The organism is Sphingobium sp. SYK-6 (genome assembly GCF_000283515.1).
GTDB classification, from domain to species: domain Bacteria; phylum Pseudomonadota; class Alphaproteobacteria; order Sphingomonadales; family Sphingomonadaceae; genus Sphingobium; species Sphingobium lignivorans.
Genome location: NC_015976.1, coordinates 1890424 through 1907094, shown reverse-complemented (window position 1 = coordinate 1907094; position 16671 = coordinate 1890424). Strand labels below are relative to the sequence as shown.

Annotated in this window: 13 protein-coding genes, 1 tRNA gene and 1 pseudogene; 7 read left to right on the top strand and 8 right to left on the bottom strand. The window is 64.0% G+C overall.

All coding sequences use genetic code 11. The features are described 5' to 3' along the window. Position 1: 1 nt before the first annotated feature. Complete coding sequence (locus SLG_RS20340) at positions 2-544, bottom strand: transposase (RefSeq protein WP_014076063.1); 543 nt, start codon at positions 542-544, stop codon at positions 2-4. A 1547-nt stretch (positions 545-2091) separates the two neighbouring features. Between SLG_RS20340 and SLG_RS08580 the strand changes: the two genes are divergently transcribed. Both SLG_RS08580 and SLG_RS21675 read left to right on the top strand, forming a co-directional pair. After that, positions 2092-2355, top strand: coding sequence for a hypothetical protein (locus SLG_RS08580; RefSeq protein ID WP_041391838.1), 264 nt, complete (start codon positions 2092-2094; stop codon positions 2353-2355). A 118-nt stretch (positions 2356-2473) separates the two neighbouring features. After that, positions 2474-2641 (top strand): hypothetical protein, encoded by a 168-nt coding sequence (locus tag SLG_RS21675; RefSeq protein WP_158512696.1) that lies wholly within the window; start codon positions 2474-2476, stop codon positions 2639-2641. 729 nt (positions 2642-3370) lie between these two features. On the opposite strand, the gene SLG_RS08575 is transcribed toward SLG_RS21675, so the two are convergent. The 3 genes and pseudogenes from SLG_RS08575 to SLG_RS20855 form a co-directional block, all read right to left on the bottom strand. Further along, a complete protein-coding gene (locus SLG_RS08575; protein ID WP_014076061.1) occupies positions 3371-4792 on the bottom strand; it encodes an SGNH/GDSL hydrolase family protein in 1422 nt (473 codons plus the stop codon). Further along, the gene (locus tag SLG_RS21310) at positions 4792-5043 is read right to left on the bottom strand and encodes a hypothetical protein (protein ID WP_148276538.1); all 252 of its coding nucleotides are present in this window, start codon (positions 5041-5043) and stop codon (positions 4792-4794) included. Before SLG_RS21310 ends, SLG_RS08575 begins: the two co-directional genes overlap by 1 nt. A gap of 150 nt (positions 5044-5193) precedes the next feature. After that, a pseudogene (locus tag SLG_RS20855) lies at positions 5194-5924 on the bottom strand (IS5 family transposase). Positions 5925-6097: 173 nt separating this feature from the next. Here SLG_RS20855 and SLG_RS08560 point away from each other — a divergent pair. Continuing rightward, complete coding sequence (locus SLG_RS08560) at positions 6098-6409, top strand: hypothetical protein (protein ID WP_041391836.1); 312 nt, start codon at positions 6098-6100, stop codon at positions 6407-6409. A 499-nt stretch (positions 6410-6908) separates the two neighbouring features. Here SLG_RS08560 and SLG_RS08555 read toward each other — a convergent pair. The 4 genes from SLG_RS08555 to SLG_RS08540 form a co-directional block, all read right to left on the bottom strand. Then, a tRNA-Arg gene (locus SLG_RS08555) sits at positions 6909-6985 on the bottom strand. A 96-nt stretch (positions 6986-7081) separates the two neighbouring features. Then, positions 7082-9751 (bottom strand): pyruvate, phosphate dikinase, encoded by a 2670-nt coding sequence (ppdK, locus tag SLG_RS08550; protein ID WP_014076057.1) that lies wholly within the window; start codon positions 9749-9751, stop codon positions 7082-7084. Between the two features lie 96 nt (positions 9752-9847). Beyond that, entirely contained in the window at positions 9848-11989 is a 2142-nt protein-coding gene (gene glyS, locus SLG_RS08545; RefSeq protein WP_014076056.1) for a glycine--tRNA ligase subunit beta, read from the bottom strand. Then, positions 11989-12909 carry a glycine--tRNA ligase subunit alpha gene (locus tag SLG_RS08540; protein ID WP_014076055.1) on the bottom strand — a complete coding sequence of 307 codons (921 nt, stop codon included), beginning with the start codon at positions 12907-12909 and terminating at the stop codon, positions 11989-11991. The genes glyS and SLG_RS08540 overlap by 1 nt, the downstream gene beginning before the upstream one ends. Before the next feature lie 162 nt (positions 12910-13071). On the opposite strand from SLG_RS08540, the gene SLG_RS08535 reads away from it, so the two are divergent. The 4 genes from SLG_RS08535 to SLG_RS08520 all read left to right on the top strand — a co-directional run bounded on the left by SLG_RS08535 (position 13072) and on the right by SLG_RS08520 (position 16655). Continuing rightward, a complete protein-coding gene (locus tag SLG_RS08535; RefSeq protein ID WP_041392962.1) occupies positions 13072-14019 on the top strand; it encodes a TraB/GumN family protein in 948 nt (315 codons plus the stop codon). Positions 14020-14025: 6 nt separating this feature from the next. After that, entirely contained in the window at positions 14026-14961 is a 936-nt protein-coding gene (locus tag SLG_RS08530) for a TraB/GumN family protein (protein ID WP_014076053.1), read from the top strand. Between the two features lie 115 nt (positions 14962-15076). Continuing rightward, complete coding sequence (locus SLG_RS20850; RefSeq protein ID WP_014076052.1) at positions 15077-15883, top strand: PAS domain S-box protein; 807 nt, start codon at positions 15077-15079, stop codon at positions 15881-15883. A 148-nt stretch (positions 15884-16031) separates the two neighbouring features. Continuing rightward, complete coding sequence (locus tag SLG_RS08520; RefSeq protein WP_014076051.1) at positions 16032-16655, top strand: 50S ribosomal protein L25/general stress protein Ctc; 624 nt, start codon at positions 16032-16034, stop codon at positions 16653-16655. The last annotated feature ends 16 nt before the right edge of the window (positions 16656-16671 follow it).

The window sequence follows — 16671 nt, the reverse complement described above, 5'->3', positions numbered from 1 at the left end:
TTCATGATCGCGGCCGGACGGTGCTACCACCGATGATGAGCAGCCGTCTGATGGTCCGCTCGCCCTTCTTCGATATGCTGCCAAGCCTCTGTTTGCCGCCCCTTGAGCGTCGGCGCGGGGCGAGGCCGAGCCACGCCGCGAAGTCCCGACTGTTGCAAACGTCTCGATCGGCGGCGCCAGCAAGAGGATAGCAGTGGCGGTGATAGAACCGATCAGCCGCCGGACAGCGTCTTCCTCCTGCTGGCTCCGCCGATCGCACGGTCAAGCACGGTGATTTGCTGGTCGAGCTCGGCAGCAGTTCAACCAGGAGCTTGAACATCGGCCGAGCTGCTTCCGACAGGGTCGAGATCATCTCCTCATCCTCAAGCAGATCGGCGAACATCGTCACGTGCGCCGTTCCGCGTGGTGCTACCCAGCCATACTCTGCCAAATGCCCTCGGATCGGATTGATGAACTGGGTGCGCTGACGCATCACCAGATCGCGCGTCCGGAACACAAGGCGGGCAGCCTGCTGTTCCTCGCTCCCCACCGCAGCGAAGCGCATGCCGGGGCGCTACGCTGCTTCGCAGCTCGCTTCCGCATCGATCGCATCGTTCTTGTTCCGCTTCATGAACGACTTCACATAGGCCGGTGGGACGGGCCGTAACTCGTGTCTCATCGCCTGCAACTCTCGCGCCCAATGATGCGCGCTGTCCAGCAAGGACGTCGAGCAGCTTGGTTCTCGTCAGCTTGCGATTGAAAACCATCACACCGCGCTCGCCGTTGCCGTGCGCATGGAAAAGACTCTTGGCGATATCCAGACCGATTGTGGTGACCTGCGACACAGACGCTTCCCTCAGTGGTGCTCCAACACCTCCACTTTGGCACCTAGATGCCGTCGCGGGGGCGTCCACCCCATCAGCTTTGCGTTGCGTGTCTCTAGAACTGGACTTTGCACATCCTCGGCGCTGTCGCCCCGGGTTCGACACCGAGCAGTGAATCCGCGTCGCGACTCGTCGCTCAGGATAAAGTAGTGAGTTGCCGTGACGGCGGTTGTCCGGAATCTGAGCGTTCAGGATGCAGTCGGACACTAGCCCACCATACACCTGAACAGGGTGAACAGGTGCCCGCCCTACCCTGTGACTGATAAAATCCAATAAAACTAATCTGTTGTACAGGGTGTGCAGGGTGGACAGGCATTTCCTTATAGGCTGTCATTTTACAGCTTTCCCCTCGACCAAGCTATTGCCTACCTGGGGTTCTTCTCTCTCACTATTCCCTAGACAATAGGGCTGTTCACCCTGTTCACCCTGTGCAAGTTTATGATTTCAATCAAATTTTCCTGACACAGGGTATGGTGGGTACCTGTTCACCCTGTGACAATGGCAAACTCTACCGTCTGCCTCAGGTTAAAGGCGTCATGATACCCGTTTGTCTCAGTGGCCGATCTAGAACCTTGCGAGAATCGGGCTCAGCGCGTCCCCCGTTACCGCGTAATCGCGAGATGGGACCCGGAGCGAACATGTGACGGGTAGATTTGAGCCCTCCCCCGCCCCGCACCCAGAGCCCTTACCCTTCAGGATGAAAGCCTGCGCCCTACGCATCTCTGACGCGCCAGCTCGCACCAATCGCCTGGCGTCCTAGCCTCCCCATCTTAGAGCCTTCTCGGGTGAGCCGCCATCGGAGCTTGGCTGTCGCGTGATGGAGTCCGGAGAGCGCAAAGGCTATCGGCCGGCACGGGCGCTCAGCCTCAACGGCGAGGCCGCATCTGCCGCGCGACTTGGCTGGCGATCCCGTCGCCCAATGCGTCCTCGCGAGCGCGGCCAGAAGACGGCGGATAACAAAAAGCCGCCCAAAGGGGCAGATTCAGCATTATATTCGACACTGTCCCTATAATAGTGATTTAATACTCCATGATGTCACTATTATAGTGATTTAATATTCGTTTGACTCACGCCGATGAGGTGGTAGTATTGCTTACCGATTCGCGAGGGTTATCTTGAATGACGATAAAAGTTAGCTTAGCTTAATCTAAAGAAAAAAACGCCGCCCGCGGCAACGGGCGACGTCTCTGAAAACCTATCAACAAACAAAGAAGTAAAGGAATGCATCATGGATCAAGTTAAGCTGGAAACACTCTACTTCGCAGAATGCTTCCAGGGTGGGCTGATAAATTACTGGCCTGCGTCGGACAAGGGCGGCCAGGAACTCACTGTTGAGGGGAAATCCCGCGCCGACGCACTCGTTAACGCAATGCGGGTTAGCGGGCATCCGATCATGCTACCGTTCGTGGCTGACGCGATCTCCAAAGCCGGGGATCTCGGCCCCATGGAGCGAGCGTTCTTCCACAGGCTCGGCGAGCACATCCTGCCCTAGACGGTGAAGGCCCGCCGCTCCCTATATTCCAAGGGGGCGGCAGGGAGCACGATGCGCCGGCCGATGTCGCCGTCTATGACGGCAGCCACGGAATCGAGCAACGCACGGGAGTCCTGCCATGCTGAAAATCATAATGCTATTCGCCGTGCTGGCGCTCATGGGCAACGCCATCGCAACGCCCGAGCAACGAAGCGAAGCGCGCGCTATGGTGAAGCGCCTCGAATGGATCCCGCTATCGATATTGAGCGTGATAGGGCTTTTTATCCTGGTTTCGCTCGTGCGTTGATCCTGCCAGCCTGATCGATCGACGGGGGCGCCTCACGGGGCGCCCTTTTCGATTCAGGTCGACGAAGCTAAGAGGCGCAACCATGGGGCGCCAATGCGACATATGCGCCACGCGCTACGGCTTCAGCGCATCAAGTCTCCGCGAGCTGGAAACGCTGGCTGGATCGTGCGGCCTGGTATCGTGCTATGCCCCCTCCACCGCGCTCCATGGAAGCCTCGCGACGTCACCGGCGGCCGGCCGCGCGCTGTGCACGGGATCATGTCGCACGATCGGACGCATTGCCGCATGAGCATAGGCCCCCGCTCCAGATACGCCCGATCGAAACGGCCGTAAGGCGCTGCGCGTCGGGCGTAAGAGTCATCCTGGTCACCGTGGATCCGGATAAGGTGAGGTGCCGCCTGTGCCTGCTGCGGGCGATGGATAGCGGCCACGCCAGCGACTGAACGGCGAAGCCCCCCGCAGAGTCCTGGCGGACTCTGCGGGGGCTATTGGTTGTGCTACAACGCGTTAGGTGACGCCGTGACAAGCGATAATCCCTATAAACGTGACATCGCACCGCGTCAGCGCCCACCGGGGAAATCGGAGGACGGCAACTTCGGCGCCCCTCTTGGGGACATCCTTTGCAGAGGTTCCACTCCGGCGCTGTCAAGTATGCCCGCCGCCTCGTGCTTCTGCCGGAGTGCTCGCAATCACTAATGCGGATCGAATGCACATGATCGATGCTGACGTTTACGCCATCTGCTCGATATAGACCAGCGTGCCGGCCATCAGCGCCGCCGTCGCGGCATAGCCTTCCTGCGTCTGGTGGATCCCGTCCGCCAGCAGGTAGCCCGCGCTCACCGCCGCATCGCCATTGCCATAGAAGCTGCGCAGGTTGACGACCGGCACGTCATTGCTCGCCGCGAGCGCCAGGATGGCGTCGTTATAGGCGAGCTGCCGCACGGCCGATATGCTCTCGCCGCTGGATTCAGCCGAGGGACAGGGGCACAGCAGGATCACGTCCGAACCGCCGGCCTTCGCGGAGGTGATAAGCGACTGCAGCGCCGTGTTGTAGGCTGATGTCCAGTTGCCTGCCCGCCAATCGTTGATGCCGAGGTTGATGATCACGAGGTCAGCCTGCTCGGTCTGCAACAGCTCCTTCCGGTAGTAGGGCCGGCCTGTCGGAGTTGGCCAGTCAACCGCCTTGCTGGACGAGATGGCTGCATTATAGACGTTAACGAGGCGCTCGTCCCGCAGGCCCTCGACCGAGATGACTGCGTGATAGCCGCTTACCCACGAGAAGCTGATCGTATGCAGGCCGGGCGTTGCGAGCGCCGGCACGGTGGCGGCATCGACGATCAGTTCACCTAACGCATAACCCGCACCGATCTGGCGGTTAACGTTGGTCGCCGCACCACCGTTGACCTTCCAGGAGAAGACACCCGCCGATGTCGACTTGGTGTAGAGCACCCGGAAGCCGGTCACATTCTCGCTCGGCGTAAAGGTGAACGTCCCCGTAGTGGACTGGCCGAATATCTTCCCGCCCAGCGAATCCTCCACGGGGTTACACTGCCCGGTGAAGGTGAAGTTGGGGAAGCTGGTATTGGCATTGTCGGCGGAGCTTTGGCCCGCGAAGCCAACGAGATTTTCGTGGCTCGTCGCAAGGCCTCCATCGCGGAGCAGTCTCGCCATGCGGGCCGGCCAGGAGTGGTAGCGTGAGTTGCCGGTGACGACGCCGCCTGTGGCGGTCGTGCTGTCGCCGATCGTGATAATCCGCATGTCCCGCGTGCCGGCGCGCACGGCGGCGAACCCGGCGCGGATGGCGGCCGTGTTGGCGAGCGTGAGACCGCTCACGGCAGGGTCGAGCGTCGGCGTAGGTTCGCTCCCCGATGTTGCGCTGACGTTGACCGCATACTCGACCGCCTGGTCGCCGAGCTCTTCGCGGATTACGGCCTTCTGCGTCTCCCCCAGCGCGATGCCGCTCTCAGCCTCGATATTGTCGCCGTCGAGGCTGAGGTTCGCATTGCTCGCGGCGGTCAGGGAAATCGTCGAGGTGCTGCCGAGCAGACGGCGCACACGGTAGACGATCCCGGCCGTATTCGCAGCGACGCGCACGTTGCGCGGACGGGTGGAGGCGCCGTTCGCGCCCCCGGCTCCAAGCGTTCCGAACATCAGGCGACCGTAAATTGGGTTCCGGGCTTAACACCGCGGAACTCGACGCCGCGGAATGGCTCCGGATGAGTGTCGTTGCCCCAGTCGATCGTTCCGTCGCCGACGATCTTGATGATCCTGGTCTTCCCGCTCAGCGTCACTTCGCCGGTGATCTCGCCATCGGTGTTGGCCACCGGTGATCCTAGAGAAACCTGAGCGACGCCGTTATGCAGCGGCGTAAGATCGTTGAACTCGACAATTTGAAGGGGCACAGGGCACTCCCGCTAAAGTGCATCTAGCCATTAAATATAATACCAAAATTGGAATATATCAATAAAACGCGGATTATTGCTAGACTTACTTTGGGATATATGCGCATTTACGGAAATTATATCTGTATTTATTTTATATGCCCGGATGAGTTAGGCCGCGTGCACAAATTTGAGCCAGTATCTGGCGGTGGCGAGATGGACCATGCCGAGGAAGCTGTTGGCCAGTTGATCGTAGCGGGTGGCGATAGCACGGTTGATCTTGAGATGACCGAACATGCGTTCGATGCGGTTGCGCTGCTTGTAAAACGTCCGGTCATGCTCGATCTTCACGCGGCGGTTTGACCGACCGGGAATGACGGCCTCAATTTTCCGTTCGGCAAGGTCGGCGCGGATGGCGTCAGCGTCATAGCCTTTATCGGCGAGCAAAGCATATGGCGTGCGCTCTGGCAGACCGATCAGGGCGTCATAAGCTTTGCAATCTGCCGCTTCGCCGACCGTCAGATGGAAGGCGAGCGGTCGTCCGAGAGCATCAGCTAGGTAGTGAAGCTTACTGGTGAACCCGCCCCGCGAGCGGCCAAGAGCGCGTCGATGAGTCCCCCTTTTCCGCCCGCTGCCGAGACGTGGGCGCGAACGGTGGTGCTGTCGATGCTGTAGTGGCCGCTGTCCGTCATGATCTCAGCCAGCGTCACGGCGACGGTTTCCCAAACCCCGGCTTCGCTCCACCGCCGGAACCGTCGATAGATGGTGTTCCAACTCCCATACTTGGGCGGAACGTCGCGCCATAGCGCTCCACACCGGAGCCGCCAGAGTATGCCGTTGATGATTGATCGGTTCTGTTCTGGTGGCCTGCCTCGGCCACGGTTCTTCGGCTCGATTGGCAACAAGTCCTTCAAAACGCGCCATTCCGCTTCGGTGAGATCGCCCCTGCTCAAACCCGCCTCCAAAAGGAAGCCTTGAATCAATCTGTTGGCGCTTCGTCAACGAGGCTTGGCGTTTCCGCCATAATGTTGCCCAAGCCTTCTTCTCACGGCACTATGGGATCGGAGGAAATCCCATGCCCGATATGCGCCACGCGCGCCGAGACCTGATTGCAGACGTCTGGCTCTATCCAACCGATCAAGGTGGCAAATCGCAGCCTGTATTCTCGGGGTGGGGCTGCCCCTGCAAAACGACCATCGCACCGGAAGAACCCGCTTGGGATGGCTGGCCGATTTTGGGCGGGGTTGAGTTGCGACCCGGTGAAACTGGCCGCTTCGGCTGGATGTTCCTATCCGGCGATCAGGCTGCATCCACATTCAAGCGGGCCGGAAAATTCTACCTGTGGGAAGGGCGCATCATTGGAGAAGCGGTCGTTGTGACCGACTAAATTCAATCCGAATTTGTCCACGCCGCCTAAGAGGTGCCCGTTCGCATGACTATCTCGTCAAGTCAGTGCGAACAGCGCAACGCACCCTCTCTCGTCATTGCCAGGCTGCCGGGAGGCAAGCAGCAGGCGAGACTCCGTGTCGGCTTCTACTGGCGCCGCGACCACGGGGCAGGGATGGAGCCATGAGTCGGGAGGCTCATTTTGATCGGACTGGGCGGAGAGTGGGGCCCCAGCGTGCGCTCGTATTTCCGACGCGCAATGACATCCACGATCGCGCCTCAGCGGTCGCGTTCGCTACCCGAGGCAAGCGACTCGGCAGGTTGAGTGAGAGCACTAAGGGCGAGATGTTCACTGCGGATCACTGCGCGGGCGCTTGAACCGAAAGGTGAACGATATTCAGGTTCCCATAGGCGTGATGCCTATGTGATGCCTGCCCGCCACCTGCCAGGAAGGTGAAAGCGGGACGCCGCCATTATCCATTTGATAATATGGGAGGAAATGGCGCACCCGGAACGATTCGAACGTCCGACCCTCAGATTCGTAGTCTGATGCTCTATCCAGCTGAGCTACGGGTGCTTGAGCCATTTACCGGGCTGCCTGTGGGGCAGCCGGGAGAGGCGCAGATAGTCCCGGCCCCTCCCCATGGCAACCCCTTTTTGTGCCTTGGCCCGGTTATTTATTCGCCTTGGCCAGAGCCGCCTGCGCCGCGGCGAGCCGGGCGATCGGGACGCGGTAAGGCGAGGCGCTGACATAATCGAGGCCGGTTTCCTCGCAGAAGGCGATGCTGGCCGGATCGCCGCCATGTTCGCCACAAATGCCGAGCTTGATGCCGGCGCGAGTCGCCCTGCCCCGCTCAGCCGCGAGGCCGATGAGCTGTCCCACGCCTTCCACATCCAGGCTCACGAACGGGTCGCGCGTGAAGATGCCCTTGTCGACATATTGGGTGAGGAAGCGCCCGGCATCGTCCCGGCTGATGCCGATGGTCGTCTGCGTCAGGTCGTTGGTGCCGAAGGAGAAGAATTCCCCCACCTGCGCGATCTCGCCGGCCATCAGGGCCGCGCGCGGCAGCTCGATCATGGTGCCAACCAGATACTCGACCCGTGCGCCGCGCTCGGCGAACACGGCCTGCGCCGTGCGGTCCACCACATCCTTCATCAGCTCCAGCTCGCGCTTCGTGGCGACGAGCGGGATCATGACCTCGGGTATCGGCGCCTCGCCGCTCGCCGCGGCCACGTCCAGCGCGGCCTCGAAAATGGCGCGGGCCTGCATCTCGTAGATCTCGGGATATGTGACGCCAAGACGGCAGCCGCGATGGCCGAGCATGGGATTGAACTCGTGCAGTTCGGCCGCGCGTCGCTTGAGCAGGTCGACGCCCACGCCCGCTGCCGCCGCGACGTCCGCGAAGTCTACATCCTCGTGCGGCAGGAACTCGTGGAGCGGCGGATCGAGCAGGCGGATGGTGACGGGCAGGCCCGCCATCTCGGTGAAGATCGCCGTGAAGTCGGCGCGCTGCTCGGGCAGCAGCTTCGCCAGCGCTTCCCGCCGTCCTGCCTCGCTGTCCGCCAGGATCATCTGGCGCACGGCGGTGATGCGCGCGGCATCGAAGAACATGTGCTCGGTGCGGCACAGGCCGATGCCCTCGGCGCCGAACTCGCGCGCGGTGCGGCAGTCGAGCGGGGTCTCGGCATTGGCGCGCACCTTCAGGCGGCGCACTTCGTCCGCCCATTCCATGAGCGTGCCGAAATCGCCGGCCAGCTCGGGCTGCACGGTCGGCACTTCGCCGGCCATCACCTCGCCGGTTGCGCCGTCGATGGTGATGATGTCGCCTTCCTTGAGCAGGCGTTCCCCGATGCGCAGCAGCTTGCTCGGCGCGTCGATGGAGATGGCGCCCGCGCCCGAGACGCAGGGGCGGCCCATGCCGCGCGCCACCACGGCGGCATGTGACGTCATGCCGCCGCGCGCGGTGAGGATGCCCTTGGCGGCATGCATGCCGTGAATGTCCTCGGGGCTCGTCTCGATGCGCACGAGGATGACGGCCTCGCCCAGTTCGTTGAGCCGCTCGGCGGTTTCCGCGTCGAACACGACCTGGCCGGATGCCGCGCCCGGCGAGGCGGGCAGGCCCTTGGTGAGCACATCGCGCGGCGCCTTGGGATCAAGCGTCGGGTGCAGGAGCTGGTCGAGCGCCCCCGCATCGACGCGGGCCACGGCTTCGGCGCGCGTGATGAGCCCTTCACTGGCCATGTCCACCGCGATCTTCAGCGCCGCCTTGGCGGTGCGCTTGCCGGCGCGCGTCTGGAGCATCCAGAGCTTGCCCTGCTGCACGGTGAACTCGATGTCCTGCATGTCGCGATAATGCGTCTCGAGGATCTGGAAGACCTGCGCCAGCTCGGCATAGGTCTCCGGCATCGCCTCTTCCATGCTGAGCGGCTTCGCCCCGGCCCGCTCGCGCGCGGCCCTGGTCAGATATTGCGGCGTGCGGATGCCGGCGACGACGTCCTCGCCCTGCGCATTGATGAGATATTCGCCATAATAGGCATTCTCGCCGGTCGCCGGATCGCGCGTGAAGGCCACGCCAGTCGCCGAGGTGTCGCCCATGTTGCCGAACACCATGGCCTGCACGTTGACGGCCGTTCCCCATTCGCCGGGAATGCCGTTGAGCCGGCGATAGACCTTGGCGCGCTCGGACTGCCAGGAGCCGAACACCGCGCCGATGGCACCCCATAGCTGCTCATGCACATCCTGCGGGAAAGGCCGGCCCCAGAGCGTTTCCACCAGCCTCTTGTACTCGCCGACCAGCGCTTGCCAGTCCGCGGCCTCCAGCTCGGTGTCGAGATAGGCGCCCTTGTCTTCCTTGGCGATTTCAAGCGCTTCCTCGAACTTGCCGTGATCGAGTCCGAGCACGACGTCCGAGTACATCTGGATGAAGCGGCGGTAGCTGTCCCACGCGAAGCGGGCATCGCCGGAAACGGCGGCCAGCCCCTCGACCGTCTCGTCGTTGAGGCCGAGATTGAGCACCGTATCCATCATGCCCGGCATGGAGACGCGCGCGCCGGAGCGCACCGAGACGAGCAGCGGATCGGCCGCATTGCCGAAGCGCTTGCCGGTGACGCCCTCGATATGGGCGATGCCATTGGCCACTTCCGCCTTCAGGCTCTCGGGATAGGTCTCCCCGTCCTCATAGTAACGGGTGCACATCTCCGTGGTGATGGTGAAGCCGGGCGGCACCGGCAGGCCGATCGCGGCCATGCCATCCAGATTGGCGCCCTTGCCGCCGAGGAGATTCTTGTTCCCCTTGCCACCATCGTCCACACCACCGCCGAAGCGATAGACATATCGTGTCATCTGCCGTTCCACCTTCTTGAGCCAGGATGGCCTGAGTTCGTCCGGGCGACCAATGTCCAGACAATGAGATGCGGGTCTGCGTCCGCTTGCGTGTTTTTAGCTTTCAATCCGTGAAAAATCGGCGACTTTGTGCACCGCAGCACGAATTCGGGTCAACAGGTTTAACCGGGAATTCCGTTTCCGTTCATCGGGATCATTGACCGTCACGGCGTCGAAGAACGCGTCGATCGGCGCCCGCAGCGTGGCGAGGGCAGCCATGGCGCCCTCGAAGTCCTCCGCCTCGATCGCGGCATCGGCACGCGGCTCGGCAGCATCGAGCGCCGCCATGAGCGCGGCTTCCGCCGGCTCGGGCTCGTAACCGGGACCGACATTCTCGTCATGCACGCGGATCGCTTCCGCCACGTCGGGGTCGGTCAGCGCCACGCCGGGATCTTCCTCGCCGGCTTCGCTTTCCGGCTTGGTTCCCTCCGGCCGTTCCTTCTTGAGGATGTTGGCGGCGCGCTTGTACCCGGCGAGCAGATTGGCGCCGTCCGGCGTGCCGACGAAGGCCTGCAGCGCCTTCACCCGCGCCAGCAGCCGGACCAGATCGTCCTCCCCGCCAAGCGCGAACACGGCATCGATGAGATCATGGCGGACACCCGCTTCGCGCTGCTGGACCTTGAGCCGGTCAGCGAAGAAGTCGAGCAGGTTGTCGTAAGTTTCGTTAGGGAGTGTCTGGTTTCCCGAATGGCGCCACCAGCCCAATGCATCCCGCAATCCAAGCCGCAATCCCGCTGTCGACATAATCGCGATGCAGCCCAAGGCGGCGCGTCGGAGAGCGAAGGGATCCTTGGAGCCCGTGGGTTTCTCATCGATGGCAAAGAACCCGATGATCGTATCCAGCTTGTCCGCCAGCGACACAGCCACCGTCACTGGGGCAGTCGGCACATCGTCCCCCTGCCCGACCGGCTTGTAATGATCGCGGATCGCATCGGCGACGGCATCCGGCAGACCTTCGGCGCGAGCATAATAGCCGCCCATAAGGCCCTGAAGTTCAGGAAATTCTCCGACCATCTCGGTGACGAGATCGGCCTTGCACAGTTCCGCTGCCTGCCGCGCCAGGGCGGGGTCGCAATCGGGAACGATGCCTTCGCTCGCAAGCCATTCGGCCAGTTTCGCCACGCGCTCGACCTTGTCCGCGACCGTGCCCAGCTTCTCGTGAAAGGTGATCCGCCCGAGCTTCTGCGCCTGCACCGCGAGCGGGGTCTTGCGGTCCTGCTCCCAGAAGAAGCGCGCATCGGAGAGCCGCGCGGCCAGCACCTTGCCATTGCCCGCGACGATCGCCGCGCCGCCATCGCTCGCCACGATGTTGGCGGTGCAGATGAAGGCGTTGGCCAGCTTGCCTGCACCATCGCGCAGTACGAAGTATTTCTGGTTTATGCGGAGGGTTAGCTGGATAACTTCCGGCGGCACCTCAAGAAAGGCCGGGTCGAAGCGGCCGAGCAGCGGCACTGGCCATTCGGTGAGCCCGGCATTCTCGGCTACCAGCCCTTCGTCCGGGATCAGCTCCAGCCCCGCCTCGCGCGCCAGCCGGTTGGCTTCGCCGCGAATGATTGCCTTGCGCTGTTCCTGATCGACGATGACGTGCGCCTGTTCCAGCGCCGTGACATAGGCCTCGGCCGAAGCGATGGTGACTGGCCCGCGCGAATGGAAGCGGTGCCCGACGGTGGCATTGCCCGCCGTCACGCCCTCGATGTCGAACGGCACGACGTCATGGCCCAGCAGCGCCACGATGCCCTGCAGCGGGCGCACCCAGCGCAGGCTGCCGCTCGACAGGCTAGCATCGCCCCAGCGCATCGACTTGGGCCAGGGGAAAGCGCGCACGATGGCGGGGATCGCCTCGGCCAGCACGTCCGCCGTGGCGCGGCCCGGCTTCTCGACCACCGCGAACCAGATGCCGTCGCGATCCTCGAGCTGGTCCTGTGTCAGACCGGTCTTGCGCAGGAAGCCTTCCAGCGCCTGTGGCGGCGCCGATGTGCGCGGCCCCTTATATTCCTCGCTCACCGCGTCCGTCGCCATCGGCAGGTCATGTGCGATGAGCGCGAGACGGCGCGGCGTCACATAGGATGTGATCTCGCCCGGCCGGAGCCCGCTTTCCGCCAGCTTGTCGCGGAACAGGCGGGCAAGATCCTCGCTCGCCTTGGCCTGCATGCGCGCCGGGATTTCCTCGCAGCGCAGTTCAAGAAGGAAATTGGCCATCAGAGCGTCCACCCGGGATATCTGGCTTCCCAATCCGGGCGATTGCCCTCGATAAAAGCCTCGCAGCTTCCGCGCGCGAGATCGCGCACCCGGCCGATATAGCTGGCGCGCTCCTGCACACTGATGACGCCGCGCGCCTGCAGCAGGTTAAAGACATGGCTGGCCTTGATCGCCTGCTCATAGGCCGCTAGCGGCACGTGCGCCGCGATGGAGGCCTGGCACTCCGCCTCGCAGTCCCGGAACCAGCGCAGCAGCTTCTCGGTGTCCGCCACCTCGAAATTCCATTTCGACATCTGCTGCTCGTTGGCGAGGAACACGTCGCCATAGGTCACGGCCGGGCGGTCCCCCACCGCGTCGTTGAAGACGAGGTCGTACACGCTGTCCACGCCCTGGATGTACATGGCGAGCCGCTCCAGCCCGTAGGTCAGTTCGCCGGCGACCGGCTTGCAGTCAAAGCCGCCCATCTGCTGGAAATACGTGAACTGAGTGACTTCCATGCCGTCGCACCAGACTTCCCAGCCCAGTCCCCAAGCACCGAGGGTCGGGCTTTCCCAGTCGTCCTCCACGAAGCGGATGTCATGCAGCAGCGGATCGATGCCGATCGCCTCGAGCGAGCCGAGATAAAGCCCCTGAAGGTCCGGCGGGCTCGGCTTCATGATGACCTGATACTGGTAATAATGCTGGAGCCGGTTCGGGTTCTCGCCATAGCGCCCGTCGGTCGGCCGGCGCGAGGGCTGCACATAGGCGCAGTTCCACGGGTCGGGGCCGAGGCTGCGCAGCGTCGTGGCCGGATGGAAAGTGCCCGCGCCCACCTCCATGTCGAACGGCTGCAGGATGACGCATCCCTGCGCCGCCCAATAGGCATGCAGCTTCAGGATCAGTTGCTGAAAACTCAGCGGCTTGGTTTCCGTATCCGGCATCGCCCAATCATTTCACCTGCAACTTTCTCCCGCATTTCCGCGGGAGAACGGACGGGCGCGCTTTGGCGCATGGGTGGGCGCGGGTCAAGGCGCGGCGACGCAAGGGCCTTGCGCGGCGCCGGCAACTCCGCGATGCAACGGCCGGACCCGGAAAAAGAGATCATGCGCTGGACCTCATTCATCCTCGGCTGCGCGCTGGCCCTCGCCCCCTGCCTGCCCGCCCCTGCCCTTGCCGCGCCTGCGGCACCATCGGCGGATGCGCCGACGCGTGCCGCCTCGGCCCCGCGCTCCGTGCGGGCGCGTCCGGCACTGTGGGTCGTGCGGGACGAGGATACGACCATCTATCTGTTCGGCACCATCCACCTTCTCAAGCCCGGGATGCGCTGGTTCGAGGGGCCGATGCGCGCCGCGTTCGACAAGTCCGGGGAGGTGGTGCTCGAAATCGCGGGGCAGGATGACGAGCCGGAGGCGCAGCAGATGCTCCTGCGGCGCGCGTTCGATCCGGGTGGCGAGAGCCTGAGCAGCCGCCTGCCCGCGCCGTCGCGGGAGAAGCTGCAGGCCGCGCTGGCAGCGAACGACCTGCCGCTGGAAATTTTCGACCATGTGAAGCCATGGTTCACGACCCTGACCCTGACCGTCGCGCCGCTGCACCGGCTCGGCTATGATCCGCAGAGCGGTGCGGACCGCGTGATCGAGGCCGCGGCAACGCAAGCCGGCAAGACCCTGACCGGGCTGGAGACGGCCGCCGAGCAGATCGGCATTTTTGAAACCCTGCCCGATCCGCTGCAGGTGGACTTGCTGGTGCAGACGCTCGACGAACTGCCCACGCTCGCGCAAACCATCGAGCGGATGATCGACGCATGGGCGAAGGGCAAGCCGGACGAACTCGCCGCCATCATGAACGAGTCCGTGGACAGCAATCCGGAGCTGGAGAAGCGCCTGCTCACTGATCGCAATGCCCGCTGGGCGGACTGGATCAGCACCCGCATGGAGAAGCCCGGCACGGTCTTCATCGCCGTGGGCGCGGGCCATCTCGCCGGGGACGGCAGCGTGCAGCAGATGCTGAAGGCGCGCGGCATTTCCGCCCGGCGCGTCAGCCGACGGCGCTGAGCCTTCATGGCCGATCGGGCATCCCGCCGGAGCCTGTCCCGCCCGCTGCTCCTTTGCCTCGCGCTTGCCGCGCTGGTCGTGCTCGCCTGGGCAGGCTGGCAGATCGGGCGTCAGGGCGGGCAGGCGGAGGTCACCGCGCGACCGGCCCTGTGGCATGTCACTGGCCACGGCCGGGAAGCCTATCTGTTCGGCACGGTCCACGCCCTGCAGCGTGGTACGACATGGCTGTCGCCAGAGATCGCGCGGGCAACGGCGCGCAGCGACCGGCTGATCCTTGAGGTGACCGGGCTGGAAAAGGAGCGCCGCAGCCGCGCGGTGTTCGAGCGGCTCGGCCGCGCCACGGGCCTTGCCCCGGCCACCGCCCGGCTCGCGCCTGCCGATGCCGAGACGCTGCGCGCCCTGATCCGGCGGCGGCCCGGCGTGCTACATGGGCTGGACGGCTATGAGAGCTGGGCCGCCGCCCTGCTGGTCAGTGCCGCCGCATCCGCCGAGCTCGGCCTTTCCTCGGAGGATGGCGGCGAGACCGTGCTGACCCGCACCTTCGAGACCGCCGGCAAGCCGGTGCGGGGGCTCGAAACCATCGAGGAGCAGCTCGGCATCTTCGATGCGCTGCCGGAAGCGGACCAGCGCCTGCTGCTCGTGCAGGCCGTGCGGGAAGCGGATGCGGCGGCTAGTCTCCATGCCGATCTGCAGCAGGCCTGGGCGCAAGGCGACCTCGATCGGCTGGAGCGGCAGTTCCTCGCGCCGCTCGACAGCGCGCCGCGCTTGCGCCGGGCGCTCATCGACGCGCGCAATGCACGTTGGGGCGCCGCTCTCGATGGCGATCTGCGCCGCCATCAAGGGATCGCTTTCGTGGCTGTGGGCGCAGGTCATCTGCTGGGTTCCGCGAGCCTGCAGAACGAACTGGCCCGGCGCGGCTGGCGCGTGGCCCGCCTCCAGTGAACCGGCCCCGCAAGTCACACGACCCGACCGGTTAATCCGAGATTATGTTTGCGCCCCTCCTGCGACTCGGGCACTATCCGTCCCGGAGTGGGACGAACCGGGAAAGGGCGCACGGATGCCCCGTTTCGATCATGAATCCGGCCTCGCCGAGGGGCCGTTCATCACTGGCAGCAACGCGCTGCTCGCTGCCATCGTGCATGGCGCTCAACATGCGATCATCGGCCTCGATCTTGGCGGCATCGTGCTGAGCTGGAACGACGCGGCCGCGCGACTCTACGGCCATTCTGCCAGCGAGATGATCGGGCGATCCTTCAGTCGTATCCTGCCGCACCATCTCCGGCGCGATCAGGAAGCCGTGCTTGCCCGCCTGCGGGAAGGGCAGCAGCCGGACCGGCAGGAAACGACGCATCTCGCCGCGTCGGGCGCCGAAATTCCGGTGAGCGCGGCCTTCTCCGCGGTTCGCGATTCCGGCGGCGTCATCGTTGCGGCCGCGCTCATCGTTGCCGAGCGACCAATGCACCGCTCATCGCGCGGGGATGAGTGGACTTATCTGCTCGCGGCGCCCTCGCCGGTCGCGCGGAACATCCTGGTCGTGGAGGACGAGCCGCTGGTCGGCCTCGGCCTCGCCGCCATGCTGGAGAATGCGGGGTTCGACGTCATCGGCCCGGCCGGAGACGTGCCCACGGCGATGGCGCTGCTCGATCGGCACGAATGCGCCCTTGCCCTCCTCGATATCAACCTGGGCGACGGCGAGACGTCGGCTCCGCTCGCGGGCCGGCTGAAGGAGGACGATATTCCCTTCTTCGTCATGTCGGGCTATCTCGCGGACGTGCAGCCCCCGATCTTCAGCGGCGCGCCCAGCTTTTCGAAGCCCGTTCGCGCCCGCTCGCTGGTCGCTGCGGTGCAGGAAGTGCTCGGCTGAGCGGAGCGCCCGGCGGGCACCGCCCCATCGCAGCGTTGCTCATGGGCATTGCTTTTGCCTGCATTTGCCGCTAAGCGCGCCGCCTTCCGTCATGGTCATCCCTGGAGGCGTGGCGGAATATACACAATCTGCTTTTGGAGACACGCATATGAGCGACACGCTTACGCTGTCGGCCGAGGCACGCGATCGGGCAGGCAAGGGAGCCTCCCGCGCTCTCCGCCGCGAGGGCCGCGTTCCCGCCGTCATTTATGGCAACAATGAAGAGCCGCAGATGGTCCATGTCGAGGAGAAGATTCTCTCCAAGCTGCTGGGCACCGGCCACTTCTTCAACTCGGTGGTGATGGTCGAGGTTGGCGGCAAGAAGGTTCGCACCCTTCCCAAGGACGTCGCTTTCCATCCCGTCACGGACCGCCCGCTCCATGCCGATTTCCTGCGCGTTTCCGAGCACGCCCAGGTGCATGTGAATGTGCCCGTGGTGTTCGAGAACGAAGAGGCCGCTCCCGGTCTCAAGCGCGGTGGCGTGCTCAACGTCGTCCGTCACGAGTTGGAAATGATCGTGGATGCCGCCGAGATTCCGGACAGCATCACGGTTGACCTTACCGGCTTTGACGTGGGCGATTCGATCCACATCAGCGCGGTGAAGCTGCCCAAGGGCGCCGAGCCGGCGATCACCGATCGCGATTTCACCATTGCTACCATCGTTGCACCGTCCGCGCTCAAGTCGAGCGAAGGCGACACGACGAAGGAAGGCGAAGAGGCCGGCGAGGCGTAAGCCTCTCCGCGCGGGG